The following is a 16,206-nucleotide window of genomic DNA, read 5'->3' as shown; positions in this document are numbered from 1 at the left end:
ATCATTTTTATTAACTGTATATTTTATTCTCTGGAAGTCCCTCACGAAAAACTTCCTAACCCCCAACTCGTCGCGGGAAGGGGGAAAATTCAAAGTCTCTCTCCTTTTAGGAGAGAGATTTAGAGAGAGGTTTTTCAAATACCGTAAAAAGTCAGATTAATAATAGCTGCCAGATTTCCGATACTCTAAAGCAGTGACACCATCGTTTTCCAAAACTTCACCATGATTGATGACGGCATAAATTAACCATCGATCGCCACATTCAAGCTGATTTTGCACTGTACATTCTAAATAGGCTAATGCCTCATTCAGAATCAAACAACCATTTAGAGCCGTTTTTGTGGCAAGATTTGCAAAGGGATTATCGCCTAAAGTGCTATGACGAGAAAAATAGCGTCGGACATTTCTTCCTTCTTTGAGGATATTTAGCACAAATTTATCACCAGGATGATGCATTAAATCTGCATTCTGCTCATTAGCGATCGCAATCATAATTCCTGGCGGGTTAAAAGTTGCCTGGGATACCCAAGAAGTTAAAACGCCTTTGTGGGCTTCTTCATCACGAGTTGTCACAACACACAGAGAACCAATGATCCGCCCCACCGCTTGTTCGGTACGATCTACATGGGTTTCTGTGACAATCTGGCGGGAAGTCCGCAGTTTTTTAGTTTTCTTCAAGTTTTGGGCAAAAAAAGCACCTGCTTCTTGACACTGTTGGAGAATCTCAGGAGTCGGACTGAAACGCACCCGAATCGTTTCAAACCCTAGTTGATAATTTGCATCTTTGAGCTTGCTTTCTAGTAAATCAATTGCCTCGCCACTCCAACCGTAAGAACCAAACACCCCTGCTAACTTAGTTTTAGCCGCCACAGAGAGAACTATTCCTAAAGCAGTTTGAATTTGAGTTGGTGCATGGCCGCCTAAAGTAGGTGAGCCGATAATCAAGCCATCGCAGGTTTCGACAATGCGGTTAATCTCCGCAGAATCGGCTAGTTCACAGTTGATTGATTCTACATTAACTCCATTTTGGACTAAACCTTGAGCGATCGCATTCGCCAAAATTGCTGTATTTCCATAAGCAGAAGCATAAAGCAAAGCGACACTTAATTCTTGAGATTTTTGTCCTTGACACCATTGGCGGTAATCATAGGTAAAACGACTCAGGCTGTAACGAACAACCGGGCCGTGTGCTGGAGCATAACATCTGGCTCCCAAAAGCGATATTTTATCTAAGGCTACTTCGACTTGTTTCGCTTGGGGCGCATGGAGACATTCAAAATAGTAACGACGTTCCGCATCTAATCCCTTCCAATCTTCATCAAACAAAGTATCTTCGCAAATATGAGCGCCAAAAAGTTTATCAGTGTAGAGAATTTTTGTAGCGGCATCGTAGGTACAAAGTCCATCCGCCCAGCGGGGAGTCGGTACAGAGATAAATGATAGAAGATGTCCTTGTCCTAAATTTAGAGTATCCTGCGATCGCATCGCTTGAATAGGTGATTCAAATTCGGGAAAAGCGGTTTTGAGAGCATTGGCGGCGGGGCGAGAACAAATGAGAGTAGCTTGAGGAACCAGAGAGAGCAATACTCGCAAGGTTGCTCTGCGGTTCGGGTTGACATGACTGAGAACAATGTAATCGAGGGAGATGAAATCTAGATGTTGTGCAAGTTGCTCAAGGTAAATTTCGGTAAAAGATTCGCCGGGAGGGTCAATTAAAGCCTTTTTATCAGCTTGAATCAGATAAGAATTTGCTGTAGTCCCTCGTTGGCGGGAATATTCCACCTCAAATTTTAATCTGTCCCAAGTCCGCGATCGCAGAATCAGAGTATTTTTACCAATTTCAGCAACTTGTACATCTCTAGGATGACTGGTAGTTAAAGTATTTGCAGACATAATAACCTCTGTTAATAATGGGGGATTGGGAATTGGGCATTGGGAATTGGGAATGGGGAATTGGGCATTGGTTATTATCCTTGTCTCCCTCATCTCCCAATACGGTTCGGTTAAAGGGGAAAGGGAAAAGGGGAAAGGTTTTGAATACATCCTTTACCCTTTACCCCTTACCCTTTCCCCAGACCACAAGGAAAATGAAAAATGCTTATCCGAACCGTATTGCCTCATCTCCCTAACTACTCTCCACTCCCCACTCCCCACTCCCTATTTTTAATGACCATTGGTTTGTGTTAATTCAGACTTAACTCGGCTTCTATAGCGTTTAGATACTTGTTGTTCGGGATCGATACCTTCAAAAGTAGGGGGTAGCCAAACTCGGAGTAACAGTAGTATTCCCAGCACTAATAAAAAGGCACAAGTTGCTAAAACTTGACTCCAACTTGTTTCTAAAACACCTTTAACAATGACTTCTCGCAAAGCGGAAACGATGGAAACTTCAACAGCTACCCCAATAGATACTCGATGTTCCTGTAGGTAAATAATCAGTAGTCGGAATAACTCAACTAAGATAAGTAAAAAGAGAATATCGGCAGTAACAGCATGAAAATCTAGAGGTGGAAGCAAGGAGAGAAACATATCTCTCACCTGAAGCACCATGAAGCTAAATAAACCGATACACAAACAAATCACAATCACATCTTGGATAAATTCCAAGGTTCGCACAACGCGCCCCCGATTGATTTCATACATACTAATCGGGGTGTTCTCAACAGATTTATACATAGTTTTTTGGGAGTTGTAGAGACGCGATTCATCGCGTCTGTTGGGGAACAGGGGAGCCTAATGATAAATGACAAATGACCAACGACCAATGACAAATGACAAATGACAAATTAGTAATGATTGCCAATTTTCCGGTGATGGACGGCGGTAAGTGCATCTAGCTTGGCAACTCTTCCAGTTTGAACAGTGCTATAAATTACCCAATGATCGCCACAATCCATGCGACTAGTAATTTCACATTCCATGTAAGCCAAAGCTTCAGCTAAAACAGGCGATTCATTTTTAGCTGGATATGTTTTCACTCCAGCAAATCTATCTGCACCAGGAGCAAAACGCTTGAGAAAGTGTTTCATTAATCCTTGATATTTGCCTTCTTCTAAAACATTTAAAACAAAGCGATCGCCAACGTGCATCAAGGATTCAATTGCCCGATCTTTGGATACTGCGATCGCCACTCCCAAAGGCTCAAGACTTGCTTGTGTCACCCAAGAAGCCAGCATTGCACTCTGAATTTCTCCTTTTTTGGCGGTGATGATGTATAATCCTGTGCTAATCCGCCCTAAAGCTTTCTCTAACTCGGTATTGATAGATTTTATCTGTTTTATGGTGCGATCGCGGTTCAACCATTGACCCATATCTGTCCCCGCTTCATCACAAAGCTGTTCCGTTGCTTGGGTAGGAATTTCCTTAACTAAAATAGGTGGAAAAGCTTCAGTTAATCCCAGTTCTTGAAACTTATTACGTAAAGGATAAACAGGTTCATCTTCTCCACCTCCTGACTCTAATAAACCAATTGCCTGCTTCTTGTGAACAGCAGCTAAAATCGTACTTAAAGCCGCTTGAGCTATCACCAGAGATTGGGGTGGCATTGCAATTACTAAACCAGAAGATTGTGCAACTAATTCTCGAACTTCTTGAGGCTCGGAACTATTAAGAGGAACTAATTCTACTGCCACACCTGTTTTCACACATCCATGAGCTATGGTACGGGCTAAATGCTCACTATACCCGTAATCTTCAACATAAAATAGAGCCACTAATGTCTCTGTTTTTGCTTGTTCTAAACTCCAATTTTGATAGCGCCCCAGCCATTCAGAGATATAGTGTTGTAATAAAGGGCCATGTCCCGTGGCAACTGTTTCTATTTTTAAGTTTTCAATCCGCTTTAAAGCTGTCAAGACAGACCGAGCATTAGGCCCCATCAGGCAATCATAATAATATTGAAAGTCTTCCTCAAGTAAGGTGATATTTTCATCATAAGTGTGGTCATCACAGTAATGCATCCCAAACACATCACAGGTGTAGAGAGTGCTAGTTTTGTGGTCATAAGTCAAGATTGTGTCAGGCCAGTGTAAGTTAGGTGCAGATATAAATTCTAATTCGTGTCCATTGCCTAAATCTAATCGCTCTCCACTTTTCACCTGCATTGATTTAAACGGCTGATGAACCATATTTTCTAGAAATTGAATAGCTACCTTTGCACCAACAACAGTAATTGAGGGAGCTAATTGTAAAATATCTTTCACTAACCCACTATGGTCTGGTTCCGTGTGGCTAATAATCAAATAGTCTATCTTAGCCGGATCAATTAATCCCGCCACTACCTCAAGATATAATTCCTCAAACTTCCGGTGAGATGTGTCAACTAAGGCAACTTTTTCTCCCTGAATTAAGAAAGAATTATAGGTTGTACCATTCTGTAAACCAAACTCGACATCAAAACGTTCTCTATCCCAGTCGAGACAACGAATAGCAGTTGTTTGAGGAGCAATTTCAACAGTTTGAATCGTCAAACGTCCTGGGTTGGGAGTAGCTTGAGTAAGCTCTATGAGTGCAACCATTTGTTTTCTCCAAAAATATTTTTGTCTGAAGAGAGCGTTATGTTTCTTATGTTTACTTGAAATACTCAATTAGTAAAATGCCAATTTCTAAAGCTAATCATCAGAAAGTTTTATTCGTCATTTACCATTGAATTGCTCAATGTTTATCATTACTTTTATCTTCAATAATGAATGTGAGAAGATATAAATACTAAGTTAAAATGTTTATGGATGTCGTTAATATTTTTTCCTCCTCCCATACAACAAATCAACAGCGAAATTGCTCTCCAGGCTGGTGTTACTCTGTATATGCTGCGCTTGGATCTCATGCACCCGTGGGTTAACGGCAATAAGTGGTTCAAGCTGAAATACAATCTTTTAGAAGCCAGAGAGAAAAATTTCACAACGCTGTTAACCTTTGGCGGTGCTTATTCTAATCACATCTATGCAACTGCGGCGGCTGGTAATCTTTTTGGTTTTCGCACCATCGGCGTAATTCGTGGGGAGGAGAGGCTACCATTAAACCCAACGCTGAGTTTTGCTGTACAGCAGGGTATGCAGCTTGTGTACCTGAACCGCGAGATGTATCGACAGCGCAACACACCAGCATTACAGGAATATCTGCAACAACGTTTCGGCGAGGTGTTTATGATTCCCGAAGGCGGGAGTAATTTAAATGGTGTGCGCGGCTGCACAGAGATAATTATTGGTGATGCGATTGCATTTAATCATATATGCGTTGCTTGCGGTACGGCTACCACACTGGCGGGGATTGCGCTTTCGTTGGATCAAACACAAAGAGCGATCGCATTTCCCGTATTGAAAAATGGGGCATTTCTTGCCCAAGAAATCGAAACTTTATTGACAAATTACCTCACCTCTGATTTACCTGCACCATATACTTCTCCCGCTTCCTGGGAATTGGTATGTGATTACCATTTTGGCGGCTATGCAAAAGTGAACGATGAGTTACTACTATTCAGCCGGCAGTTTACACAGGAACATGGCGTACCTCTCGATTACGTATATACTGCCAAAATGTTTTACGGAGTGATGGATTTACTAAAGCAGGGATTTTTTTGTAAAGGCGATCGCTTGTTGCTAGTACATACAGGCGGCTTACAAGGCAATGCCGGTATGGAGGAGCGTTTTCAGAAGTTTACTAAAATCTCATGGACGTAGCAATGCTACATCTCTGCTAGGGTTCTTACCGTTTATTTTGTAAACTTTGAATGGTAGCGATCGCATGTTTCGCCACAATATCAATCTCCTCTTGGGTATTGAAGCGTCCAATGCCAAACCTCACTGAGGCATAAGCTAGCTTTTCTGAATGTCCCAATGCTGTGAGAACATGGGAAGGTGCAGTATTTGCCGACGAGCAAGCAGAACCAGAAGATATGGCCATTACTGGCTGCAATCCTAACAAAAGTGCCGCACCATCCACTCCCTCAACACTGATACTCAAGTTTCCCGCCAATCGCTGTTGCGGATGTCCGTTGAGATGAATTCCTTCAACTTGCGAAAGCTGTTCCCACAATCTTTGTCTTAACTGGGTGAGGCGTTGGGTTTCTGTTGCTTGTTCAGCCAAAGCGATTTCTACAGCTTTGCCAAAGCCGACAATTTGCGGTGTATACAATGTACCAGAACGCATTCCCCGCTCGTGTCCACCGCCGTGTTGCTGGGGAGCTAGTTTTACTCTGGGATCGCGTCTGCGGACGTACAGCGCTCCAATACCTTTGGGGCCATATACTTTATGTGCTGTTAGCGACATCAAGTCAATTTTCATCGCTTGCACATCTAAGGGAATTTTACCAATAGCTTGGGCTGCATCGGTATGGAAAATGATATCGTGTTCATGGCACATTTCTCCAATTTCTGCCAAAGGCTGTAATACGCCAATTTCGTTATTTGCAGCCATCACCGATACTAAAATTGTCTCAGGACGGAAAGCTTTTTTTAACTCAGTTAAATCAATCAGTCCATCTTTTTGGACAGGGAGAATAGTAATTTCAAAACCGAGACTTTTTAAATAATTACAAGGATCAATAACTGCATTATGTTCAGTGGCAACAGTAATAATATGCTGACCTTTTTTAAAATAAGCTTCGGCAACACCTTTAATAGCTAAATTATTTGCTTCTGTTGCACCACTCGTAAACACAATTTCTTCTGGTTTAGCATTAATTGCTGCTGCTAAAATTTCTCGTGTTTGCTTCACAGCGGCTTCTGCTTCCCAACCATAAACATGACTAATACTTGCTGGGTTGCCAAATTTTTCTGTGAAGTAGGGAAGCATTGCTGCCAGTACCCGTTCATCTACGGGTGTAGTAGCGTGACAATCAAGGTAGATAGGACGAATCGACATAATTATTAACTCAAACTTTGACTCAAATTTTTTAATACGCTTAGAACTTGATACAGTTCATTTTTTCTCCTCAACAGACTAAATTCATCAGACAATGCATACTTTGGTATATTTTGTTTAGTCAGTTTTATAAAAATGAAATGACTACCATTTGTTACTAATCCAAAAGTAGGTTTGTCTTGACTAGGATTAGCCAGCATATAAACAAGTGCTTGAGGTATAGCTTCTAAAAGAGAAAAGCTAGCCCTTTTAGATTCAATTACTAACAACCAGAATTGTTCTTGAATAACTAAAACATCAATTCTACCTCTAATGATTTCTCCTTCATCTTCCGCAGAAATTTCTATTGATTCCTCGCCTCTCATATAAAAAGGCTCATCATAAAATCCAGCTAAATTGAGTAAAGGAGATAAAACTACTAATTTCACCGTTTCTTCTGACAAAGGAGGACGCTTGACTAAACGGAGAAAATGAAATTTTATTTTGTCTAAATCTTGCTTTTCTAAATCTGTAATTTCCGGTAAATTTTCAAACCATTCTGTAAAAAATGCCTCATTTTCGGCTAGCTGTAGGCTAAATCTTTCCTCCAAATAGGCAAGCCCGACATTTTGTGCTTGGATAAATTGAACCATAATTTATTTACAAGATGCAATATAACTATTACGAAACTGTTCTAGTATTAATCTAGATAAAAATAGCAAAGAAAATTAACTTAAAAGTTGACCTATCTTTTTTAATATATTCAAAACTTTATATAATTCATTTTCACATCTATATAAAGTGAATCTATCAGATAAAGCATACATTAGTTTATCTTGTTTTATCAACTTGATAAATTGGAAATCTTCTCCATTCATTACCAAGGAATATGTAGGACGATCAGGCTGAGGATTTGCCAGCATATAAGTTAGTGCTTGAGGAATCGCCTTTGCCAAGGAAAAACTAGACCTTTTAGATTCAATTATCAGTAACCATAGCTGATCTTGGAGAACTAAGACATCAATTTTACCTTTAATAATTTCTTTAGTATCTTCGGTAGTTACTTCATCATCAATGATAAAATCTTCACTAATTTCTACACTTTCTTTAGTAGCAATATAAAAAGGAGGACGATAAAAACCAGCTAAATCTAACAACGGAGATAATACTACCAATTTTACTGCTTCTTCTAAAAGAGGAGCATTTTCAAGGACGTTAAGATAGTTATTTTTAACTCTGTCTAAATATTGCTTTTCTAATTCGGAAACTTCAGGGATATAGTCAAACCACTCTGTAAAAAATTTATCATCTTCAGATTTATAGAGAGCAAATTTTTTCTTTAAGTAGGCAAGAGTGACATTTTGCGCTTGGATGACTTGAATCATATTTATTTCAACTTGCAAAAAGTCTAATTCCTGACTTTAATTATCACGCAGTTTCTAGCATCCAGCCGCGTTACGTAGCTGCTAATTCCCGTAATTTAGTTAAAACTGCCTGAGCATGACCTTTGGTTTTCACATTAGGCCAAGTATATACAATGATTTTATCAGGTGAAATTAGAAAGGTTGACCGAGCAACACCCATATATTCTTTGCCCATAAACTTCTTTAAGCGCCAAGCGCCGTAGGCTTCGATTAAAATATGTTCTGGGTCACTTAAAAGGGTGATTGACAAGTTATGTTTGCTGATAAATTTACAATGGGACTTAGCCAAATCTGGACTTACGCCTAAGATTTTCGCTCCCAGTGCGCTGAAGTCTTGATACAACTCGGTGAAATCTTTCGCTTCGGTGGTACAGCCCGGTGTGTCATCTTTAGGGTAGAAGTAGAGGACAACCCACTGACTGCCGAGGTCGTCGAGAGTGACCGAATTGCCATTTTGGTCAGGGGTGGAGAAATCTGGCGCTGGTTGTCCGACTTGGGGAATGTTGCTCATGATGAGGGTGTGAGAGATTGTGTAGACGTAGCCCATCGTAGATATCGCTTTACAATTGTACATAGATTGAGCTATGCCTACGCACCCATTCCTATTTGCTGACAATGACTAAAGATATGCAACGCGAATTTACCAACCGCGATGAGTTGGTAGCCTACTTGCGCGAACAATTCCCAGGTGCAGCACAACGCGATCGCCACATCAGCGAAACTCTGGGGGGACGCAAAGCGGCACAAACAGCGCTGCAAAAAATCGATCCCCTTCGCTATGCCCAAACACGTAATTTCTTCACAGGCGCAGTCACGCGACTTTCGCCTTACATCCGCTATGGCGTTTTGAGTTTGCGAGAAATTCGAGATTATATCCTCAACCAAGTACAGCACCAAGATGATGCTACAAAACTAATTAACGAATTAGGCTGGCGCGACTATTGGCAACGGTTGTATATGAAGTTGGGGGATGAAATCTGGAAAGACCAGGAAGAGTACAAAACTGGTTACACTGTGGCTGAATATGCACCCGAATTGCCGCAAGATGTGAGAGAAGGAACTACAGGCAGAGTTTGCATTGACAATTTCAGTCGTGATTTGAGAGAAACTGGTTATTTACATAACCACGCACGAATGTGGTTAGCGGCTTATATTATTCATTGGCGGCGTATTCGTTGGCAAGCAGGAGCCAAGTGGTTTCTTGAGCATCTTTTAGATGGAGATCCTGCTAGTAATAATATGTCATGGCAGTGGGTTGCCAGCACTTTTAGTCATAAACCATATTTTTTCAACCGTGAAAATTTAGAACGCTACACCAAAGGCGTTTATTGCCAGAAATGTCCCCTTTACGGTCATTGTGATTTTGAAGGCAGTTATGAAGAATTAGAACAGCGACTTTTTCCTAAAGGTGAATTTAGTAAACAACCTAATAGCCAAAGTTGGCAGCGTGGAAAGAAAGGTAAAAAATGAATAAACCAATTGTTTGGGTACATGGAGATTGTCTCAGTCCATATAATCCCACATTGCAAAAATACCCCAATGCCCCGGCTATCTGGGTTTGGGATGAGGCTTTGATAGAGGAATGGCAATTGAGTCTTAAACGTCTGACTTTTATCTACGAATGTTTACTAGAGTTACCTGTTGTTATTCGCCGTGGCAATGTGGCACTGGAAATTTTGGCTTTTGCTCAAGAACATGATGCCAATTTAGTTGTCACAGCCGATAGTCCCAGTCCCCGGTTTGATGATATCTGTAATCAAATGGAGCGTTCTATAGCAATGGAAGTGCTAGAGGTAGAACCATTTTTTGACTATGACGGCTATATTGACTTGAAACGTTTCTCGCGCTATTGGAAAGTGGCTCAAAATTATGTTTATCAAAAGCCCTTACCCTAAATTCCTCTTATAAATTGGGCTACGGTGTACACACAAGTATAATTACCCCCCTTAATCCCCCCGATGCATTGGGGGGAAACAAGAAAATCTAGTTCCCTCCCCTTTCTAAGGGGAGGGTTAGGGTGGGGTAATTTGAGAACTTGTAGTGATTCGATAACTTGTGTGTACACCGTAGCCCAAATTGAGAGAAGGGAGTTGAGGGCAATTAATTTTACTTAAAAGATTTTGATTGATTTTTTAAGTAAGATTAACTCATAAGTTAATTACAACAATTGCTGCAATCATTTAAACGTTTCTTATACATGGAGGAGCAATTGTTGCAAAGTATTAAACATTTGCAGCAACTTCTTATACATTTCTTGGAAATACTTAAACCTTTCTTATACATGAAGGAGCAATTGTTGCAAAGTATTAAGCATTTGCAGTAATTGCTTATACATTTCTTGGAAATACTTAAACCTTTCTTATACATGAAGGAGCAATTGTTGCAAACACTTCAATTTTGGCAACTAGCCTTGAAGGTTAACTGAGTTATGAGTGCTGAGTTGCAAGTGAGATTTCTCACTCAGCACTCTTCAATCTATTGAGGTTTGTAAATAATTTGTATTTCTGGAAGGAATATTCCTTTAGACTGAGTTTCAACTGGAAAATGTGGGGATAAACACAAATGCATTCGTTAAATATATTTTGTCACGAATCTGTAGTTGCTGTTTCCTTTGTAGCTTGCATTATTGGACTGGTGTTACTGTGGGATAGTAAGCAAAAAACAAATGAGATGGAAGAAACAGAGCGGATTCTGTTTAGAATGAGCTTTAGTTACTGGTTGGTTTACTGTGTAGCTTTTGGCATAGAGAAAATGGTTTTACCCGATTGGGAATCTGTGCTGATGACTTTGAAAATAACTACGGCTCTGTCATATTTCTTAACTTTTTCTTGCATCGTTAGTCTGCCGCTACACAAATTTGCAGTACATCGGGTTGAGGAATAGTTATTGGGGATTGGGCATGGGGCATTGGGCATGGGGCATTGGGTAAAAAGTGAGATTCTCAATTCAGCACTCCTATCGGGCATGATTAACATCTCATGGCGATCGCTAATGACGTTTCTAGTTGATCTTGGGATAAGGTCGTTAGGATAAACACCTCTTGTACTGTTTTCCCCTGCCGTGCAATGACTTTATAGCCCCCCCGAATCGGAACTGAGACACGCAGTTGCATTTTTGGACAATGACCTTTTGACCGCCCAATCACTCCCGGTGTAACTGTTTGGATACCATCGTGCTGACAAAGACGTTCTAAAATAGGGATAAGACCAGAAAGGTGTGTCGAGTGATTCCAAACCAGTCTGGCAGCTTTTGCTTTTTGCGAAGCCGTTCCGAGAGGATCTACGGGGGGTTTGCCCATGATAATTAAGCTGCTTCTAGAGGTGCCATTGTCAAACCTGCTCGGCGCAGCTGCTGGTGATAGAGTTCCGCAGGTTCTTGGGGCCCAACCCAGACGATTGCTTGACCTTCATAGTGTACCTGATTAGTCAGATCCCACGCGCGATCGCCAGTCATCCCCGGAATATATTTCATCAAACATTCAGACACGTGTTGGAATGTATTAAAATCATCGTTTAATACAATCACTTTGTAATTCGGATAAGTCTTACGGGTAACTTGATTAGACCGTTCAGGAGCTACAGTTGGTGCTGTGGCCATCCCGTAAACATCTGCTGAAAGTGTCATAACCATACAACAATTGGTCAAGAGTATTTTACAAAACTACACTATAAGTAATTAGTTTAGTTTATTGTCTGGGAAGTGGGGAATGGAGAGTGGGGAATGGGGAATGGGGAATGGGGAATGGGGAATGGGGAATGGGGAATGGGGAATGGGGAAAAGAATTAATAACCAATGCCCAATGCCCAATGCCCAATGCCCAATGCCCCATGCCCCATGCCCAATGCCCTATTTCCAATTATCCCAGTTTTGGTTAAAAATAGATGTATCTGGGAAAGCGGTAGGGTTGCCATTTTTTTGTAAAAGCTGTTTGAGTGCTTCTAGCTGTGGCTCTTGTTTGGGTAAGTCATCGACTAATTGGTAAGGTGCGATCGCATTTTTGATGGCAAAACTAGCGACAGTCCCCGCGGCTGCGCCAGCCGACCATTCAAAGGAATGTACCCGATAGGCAGCAGCGGCAATATGACTAGTACCAATACTTTTGCCTCCTACTAGCAAATTGTCGATTTTCTGGGGAATCATCGCCCTGAGAGCAATTTGGAAGGGATAAGCTTGACCTGCACCGCGTCTTTCGCCTGGACGTTCTATATTACCAGGGGCTTCTGGGGGACTATTCAGCATACAAGGATGGAAATCTATTGCGTAGTGACCAATACCCACAGAATCGGGGAAGATGGTAGAACGAGTCCGTCGCATTGCTTTGTCTGGTGTAACTTGACCGTCAATTACTGATACTGCTTCCAAACCTGCAACTGCTGCTCGTAGCCGACGATACATATCTGCTGGCAGAGTCTTTGAATAATACTCATCATTGTAATCTCGGCGGGAAATATCAATTTCCCAGATAGCAAAGCCTTCTGGTTGTCCCCAACTAGGGCGGCCAATAATGCGGCGTCCTTCTCGCATATAGGGATATTTCGATAAGCCATGTGCTGTCCCCATTGGCGAATTTAAACCCGAAACAAAGCGATTATTAGTTCGCTGCTGCTTTACACCCTCCCCTAGTTGAGAATCTGTAGTCCCGGCTACCAACCAGTAATAGAAAGATAGGGCATTTTCCTCACCTCTGCGGAGAGTTTCTGTCCGCAGTCCTCCCATCCACCCCCCTGGCTGTAATTGCCCAGTACCTTGTAACTGTTGGCGAGTGTAAATTAGGTTATCCTGGGCTGTTCCGGGGCGGTAGTCGTTACCCCAAGTCCAGTTTTGCATGGAAATATCCCCTGGTGTCGCCGCAGTAAAACTTACACCGCCGAATTTTGCTGGTTGGCCTTTGTTTGGACTCCAAATGCGACGATAGGTAAAAACTAAATCAAAGTTAGCTAGTCGTGCTAATTCATAGCTGAAATATGGCGCATATTGTAAATAAAATGGGGGCATTGTCTGCGGTTGCGCTTCCTTGGTTGCCTCCATTGCAAAGGTGTAGGTAAACCCTTGAGTGCAATAGGGGTCATTATTGGCGCTGGATGCAGAAGGTTCTAGGTAGGAACGGGCATCAATGCCTAATCGATAAGGAACATCAGCAAGGGCGATAATTTCCCCGGTTTCGCTAGCGTCTACAACGTACCATTTCGGAGCATTCTCTTTTGCGGCTTTGGGGATGAAACGGACAATAGTTTTAGTAAACCGAGATGAGTTTTCGTAGCGATAGGCATCTTCAATACTTTGAGATAACGTCAAAGTATTGAGGGGTGGTGCGCCTTTTGGTGGTTGATGTTGGATTGCGATCGCACCATTAATTATTTTGCCATCAGCAGCGATTTCTAAATCTTTAATTACCGTATTGGGAAACCATTGCAACTTGCCTTTGCCTTTTTTTTCGGCATCTTTGAGCATCTGGGTCAAAATGGTGTGAGCATCACGGGGAAGAAAGCACGAGTCACTTACCCAACAGTCACCTGGATTAAGTTCTCCGTATTTACGCTGAATGCGGTTTCGCAATTCCAGATAACCGCGAGAATAAAATTGTTGGGAACGTTGAGTTGGTCGTTCATCTAATGCAGATGTCCCTTGAGCAGAAATTTGTCCCCCCAGCCAGTCAGTAATTTCTGTAAGGCAAACTGTTCGTCCTGCTAGCAACCCCTCGTAAGCTGTGGCTACACCAGACAGTCCACCACCCACAACTAAAATCTCGCAATTTACACTTTTATCTGGGGTTCTGGGTGGTGTGGCGATCGCAGAATCAAATGCAACTAAACTAGATATTAAATTGAGACTGATCAGCGATGTCAAGCTAAAAGCTACTTCGTGTCTACGTATCATATTAAAAAAAATCACTCCAAATCCTGTGTCACCTTGTAGAAGGTAGCATTCAGCAAATGTTCATTACAAGCTAAATTGGGCATTGGGCATTGGGAATTATGAAGAAGGGTAAAGGGGAAGGGGGAAGGGGGAAGGGGTTTGTTTCTTTACCCTTTACCCTTTAACCTTTACCCTTTAACCTTTAACCTTTAACCTTTACCCTTTACCCTTTAACCTTTACCCTTTAACCTTTAACCTCATCTCCCTCACATCTACATCAGTTCCATCTCTTTTAACCCCTGGCGTAGTCTCTTCGCTTCTTCGGGATTATACCTTTCATGAAGGGCGATCGCTTTTCTAAAAGCTGTTAAACTATCTTGATGATTACCAACTTTGAGCAACACTACCCCTAAATTTTGATAAGCTTCGGCATAGTTGGGATTTAACCCGATGGCATTTTTATAATATGCGATCGCGTCTATAAATAAACCCAAAGCCTTAAATGTCATCGCCAAATTATAATGTCCAACAACAAAAGTAGGGTCAATTTTCAAAGTTGTGGCGTAAGCGGTTTTTGCACCGTTGAAATCCCCTGCTGCTTTGAGTAAGTTGCCCAAGTTGTTGTATGCTCCCAATTTGAGTATGGGATAAATTGGCAATTTGATGGCAGCTTGATAGTGAGAAATCGCTTGTGGGAATTTTTTCAACCGATTGTAGGCAATACCTAAATGATAGTGGAGTTCATATAAAATATCGTAGTTGTCTTCAACAACGGTGATTCCTCGTCTCAGTAACTCCATACCTTGGGTAATTTTCCCAGTTTGTACATACAATGCCCCTAATTTACTGCAAACATAGGGATCATCAGGATGAGTTGCGAGAAATCCTTCCATCGCCGTAGCGGCTTTAGCATATTTGTTATTTTGAGCGATCGCACTTTTTTGATATCCTACGTGTGAAAGTGCCACCCCTGGTAAATAGCCCACTTGCCAATGGGGTTCTTTAGTTAAAATTGCTGCCACACTATCATCCACTAAGGCATGATAAGGACGGTCAAAACGAATATCTGGATGATTGCGGAATAGCCTGGAAACCAAAGAATAGGGAGATTGTTCTGCACCAACTTCATGGCGAACGAGGTTGATTAGCAGGTATTCATCTCTTGCGATCGCCTCTTGTAACTGCGGTACAATTGCTGGATTCAGAGTTTCATCAGCATCTAATACCAGAATCCAATCACCAGTGACATATTTTAGAGCTGCATTGCGAGCAGCACTAAAGTCATTACACCATTTAAAATGATAGACTTTTGCACCGAGTTGTTGGGCAATATTGGGAGTGCGATCGATTGAGCCTGTATCCAAAACTACCATTTCATCTACTACTTTTCTGACACTGCTCAGACATTTAGGCAGTGTTGATGCTTCATTTTTCACAATCATGCACAGACTGAGTTTCATATTGCCAATAAATTCTGGGTTCGGATTTTTTGCTTGCTGTAGTGACCAACTTTTATTTTGTGCCGAGATGGCAAGAGGCTGCGCTATGCACTAAATCGTCTCACACCTCTTGCCAAAATGGGGAAAAGACCTTGCGTGCTGGCTCCCCTACATCAAGCTGTAAAGTGTAATTTTAATCTGTGTCACCAAAACAGGGAGTGGGGAGTAGGAATAAAGTTGCCCTTGGGAGGAACATCCCTACAGTCATTGGCCACGGCGAAAGCTGGGTTGCGATCGAGTAGGCAATAAAGTTGCCCTTGGGAGAAACATCCCTACTCCCTCTTCCCTCTTCCCTACTCCCTACTCCCTCATTAAACTATTGACAGATAATCTACACACCTTATTTATGATATTGAAATAAATTAATTTTTCGTAGTTAATTTTTTGTTACAAAAACCAGAGCTACGACTTACCCTACTAGTATTTCAAATAAATAGTCATATATATTAGAACTTACGCACTGTACAACTTAATCATCGTATGAATATACGAGAATGGGTCGTTTCAGCCTTTTATTAATCGTTCTTCGATGGTCAGATGTAGGGGTTAAAGCACATTGCTCATGCGTGTCAACTTAAGCCAAAAAT

15 protein-coding genes are annotated in these 16,206 nt (G+C 41.5%); 4 read left to right on the top strand and 11 right to left on the bottom strand.

Annotation, left to right across the window (positions count from 1 at the left end; translation table 11 throughout):
• Positions 1-156 precede the first annotated feature (156 nt).
• The 3 genes from RRG12_RS21405 to RRG12_RS21395 form a co-directional block, all read right to left on the bottom strand.
• Positions 157-1,893, bottom strand: coding sequence for a diflavin flavoprotein (locus RRG12_RS21405; RefSeq protein ID WP_069071623.1), 1,737 nt, complete (start codon positions 1,891-1,893; stop codon positions 157-159).
• A 270-nt stretch (positions 1,894-2,163) separates the two neighbouring features.
• The gene (locus RRG12_RS21400; RefSeq protein WP_069071584.1) at positions 2,164-2,676 is read right to left on the bottom strand and encodes a phosphate-starvation-inducible PsiE family protein; all 513 of its coding nucleotides are present in this window, start codon (positions 2,674-2,676) and stop codon (positions 2,164-2,166) included.
• Between the two features lie 110 nt (positions 2,677-2,786).
• Complete coding sequence (locus RRG12_RS21395) at positions 2,787-4,517, bottom strand: diflavin flavoprotein (RefSeq protein ID WP_069071583.1); 1,731 nt, start codon at positions 4,515-4,517, stop codon at positions 2,787-2,789.
• A gap of 210 nt (positions 4,518-4,727) precedes the next feature.
• Here RRG12_RS21395 and RRG12_RS21390 point away from each other — a divergent pair, with 210 nt between their 5' ends.
• Positions 4,728-5,678 carry a 1-aminocyclopropane-1-carboxylate deaminase/D-cysteine desulfhydrase gene (locus RRG12_RS21390; protein ID WP_420758814.1) on the top strand — a complete coding sequence of 317 codons (951 nt, stop codon included), beginning with the start codon at positions 4,728-4,730 and terminating at the stop codon, positions 5,676-5,678.
• Between the two features lie 25 nt (positions 5,679-5,703).
• Here RRG12_RS21390 and RRG12_RS21385 read toward each other — a convergent pair whose 3' ends face one another.
• From RRG12_RS21385 to bcp, 4 genes are all read right to left on the bottom strand, one after another.
• Positions 5,704-6,861 (bottom strand): cysteine desulfurase family protein, encoded by a 1,158-nt coding sequence (locus RRG12_RS21385; protein ID WP_420758815.1) that lies wholly within the window; start codon positions 6,859-6,861, stop codon positions 5,704-5,706.
• 5 nt (positions 6,862-6,866) lie between these two features.
• Complete coding sequence (locus tag RRG12_RS21380; RefSeq protein WP_420758816.1) at positions 6,867-7,493, bottom strand: restriction endonuclease subunit R; 627 nt, start codon at positions 7,491-7,493, stop codon at positions 6,867-6,869.
• A gap of 75 nt (positions 7,494-7,568) precedes the next feature.
• On the bottom strand, positions 7,569-8,225 hold the full coding sequence (locus RRG12_RS21375) for a type I restriction endonuclease (protein WP_420758833.1): 657 nt from the start codon (positions 8,223-8,225) through the stop codon (positions 7,569-7,571).
• Between the two features lie 70 nt (positions 8,226-8,295).
• Complete coding sequence (gene bcp, locus RRG12_RS21370; RefSeq protein WP_420758834.1) at positions 8,296-8,775, bottom strand: thioredoxin-dependent thiol peroxidase; 480 nt, start codon at positions 8,773-8,775, stop codon at positions 8,296-8,298.
• A 104-nt stretch (positions 8,776-8,879) separates the two neighbouring features.
• Between bcp and RRG12_RS21365 the strand changes: the two genes are divergently transcribed.
• The 3 genes from RRG12_RS21365 (at position 8,880) to RRG12_RS21355 (ending at position 11,147) form a co-directional block, all read left to right on the top strand.
• Positions 8,880-9,734, top strand: a complete 855-nt coding sequence (locus tag RRG12_RS21365) for an FAD-binding domain-containing protein (RefSeq protein ID WP_420758817.1) — start codon at positions 8,880-8,882, stop codon at positions 9,732-9,734.
• Positions 9,731-10,159 carry a hypothetical protein gene (locus tag RRG12_RS21360; RefSeq protein ID WP_420758818.1) on the top strand — a complete coding sequence of 143 codons (429 nt, stop codon included), beginning with the start codon at positions 9,731-9,733 and terminating at the stop codon, positions 10,157-10,159. The genes RRG12_RS21365 and RRG12_RS21360 overlap by 4 nt, the downstream gene beginning before the upstream one ends.
• Before the next feature lie 667 nt (positions 10,160-10,826).
• Positions 10,827-11,147, top strand: a complete 321-nt coding sequence (locus RRG12_RS21355) for a hypothetical protein (RefSeq protein WP_069073338.1) — start codon at positions 10,827-10,829, stop codon at positions 11,145-11,147.
• An 85-nt stretch (positions 11,148-11,232) separates the two neighbouring features.
• Here RRG12_RS21355 and RRG12_RS21350 read toward each other — a convergent pair whose 3' ends face one another.
• The 4 genes from RRG12_RS21350 to RRG12_RS21335 all read right to left on the bottom strand — a co-directional run bounded on the left by RRG12_RS21350 (position 11,233) and on the right by RRG12_RS21335 (position 15,580).
• Entirely contained in the window at positions 11,233-11,562 is a 330-nt protein-coding gene (locus RRG12_RS21350) for a DUF2103 domain-containing protein (protein WP_420758819.1), read from the bottom strand.
• A 5-nt stretch (positions 11,563-11,567) separates the two neighbouring features.
• Entirely contained in the window at positions 11,568-11,894 is a 327-nt protein-coding gene (gene clpS, locus RRG12_RS21345) for an ATP-dependent Clp protease adapter ClpS (RefSeq protein WP_069073336.1), read from the bottom strand.
• A 216-nt stretch (positions 11,895-12,110) separates the two neighbouring features.
• Entirely contained in the window at positions 12,111-14,141 is a 2,031-nt protein-coding gene (locus RRG12_RS21340; protein ID WP_420758820.1) for an FAD-dependent oxidoreductase, read from the bottom strand.
• 251 nt (positions 14,142-14,392) lie between these two features.
• Entirely contained in the window at positions 14,393-15,580 is a 1,188-nt protein-coding gene (locus tag RRG12_RS21335) for a glycosyltransferase (RefSeq protein ID WP_420758821.1), read from the bottom strand.
• Positions 15,581-16,206: the final 626 nt, after the last annotated feature.

It is taken from the genome of Nostoc sp. CALU 546, from assembly GCF_048836525.1.
Note: the sequence above shows the minus strand (reverse complement) of the source record. Positions and strands in the feature narration are given on the sequence as shown.

Coding starts and splice junctions, on each gene's coding strand:
- RRG12_RS21405 (WP_069071623.1), bottom strand. CDS start 1,893: ATGTCTGCAAATACTTTAACTACCAGTCATCCTAGAGATGTACAAGTT.
- RRG12_RS21400 (WP_069071584.1), bottom strand. CDS start 2,676: ATGTATAAATCTGTTGAGAACACCCCGATTAGTATGTATGAAATCAAT.
- RRG12_RS21395 (WP_069071583.1), bottom strand. CDS start 4,517: ATGGTTGCACTCATAGAGCTTACTCAAGCTACTCCCAACCCAGGACGT.
- RRG12_RS21390 (WP_420758814.1), top strand. CDS start 4,728: ATGTCGTTAATATTTTTTCCTCCTCCCATACAACAAATCAACAGCGAA.
- RRG12_RS21385 (WP_420758815.1), bottom strand. CDS start 6,861: ATGTCGATTCGTCCTATCTACCTTGATTGTCACGCTACTACACCCGTA.
- RRG12_RS21380 (WP_420758816.1), bottom strand. CDS start 7,493: ATGGTTCAATTTATCCAAGCACAAAATGTCGGGCTTGCCTATTTGGAG.
- RRG12_RS21375 (WP_420758833.1), bottom strand. CDS start 8,225: ATGATTCAAGTCATCCAAGCGCAAAATGTCACTCTTGCCTACTTAAAG.
- bcp (WP_420758834.1), bottom strand. CDS start 8,775: ATGAGCAACATTCCCCAAGTCGGACAACCAGCGCCAGATTTCTCCACC.
- RRG12_RS21365 (WP_420758817.1), top strand. CDS start 8,880: ATGACTAAAGATATGCAACGCGAATTTACCAACCGCGATGAGTTGGTA.
- RRG12_RS21360 (WP_420758818.1), top strand. CDS start 9,731: ATGAATAAACCAATTGTTTGGGTACATGGAGATTGTCTCAGTCCATAT.
- RRG12_RS21355 (WP_069073338.1), top strand. CDS start 10,827: ATGCATTCGTTAAATATATTTTGTCACGAATCTGTAGTTGCTGTTTCC.
- RRG12_RS21350 (WP_420758819.1), bottom strand. CDS start 11,562: ATGGGCAAACCCCCCGTAGATCCTCTCGGAACGGCTTCGCAAAAAGCA.
- clpS (WP_069073336.1), bottom strand. CDS start 11,894: ATGGTTATGACACTTTCAGCAGATGTTTACGGGATGGCCACAGCACCA.
- RRG12_RS21340 (WP_420758820.1), bottom strand. CDS start 14,141: ATGATACGTAGACACGAAGTAGCTTTTAGCTTGACATCGCTGATCAGT.
- RRG12_RS21335 (WP_420758821.1), bottom strand. CDS start 15,580: ATGAAACTCAGTCTGTGCATGATTGTGAAAAATGAAGCATCAACACTG.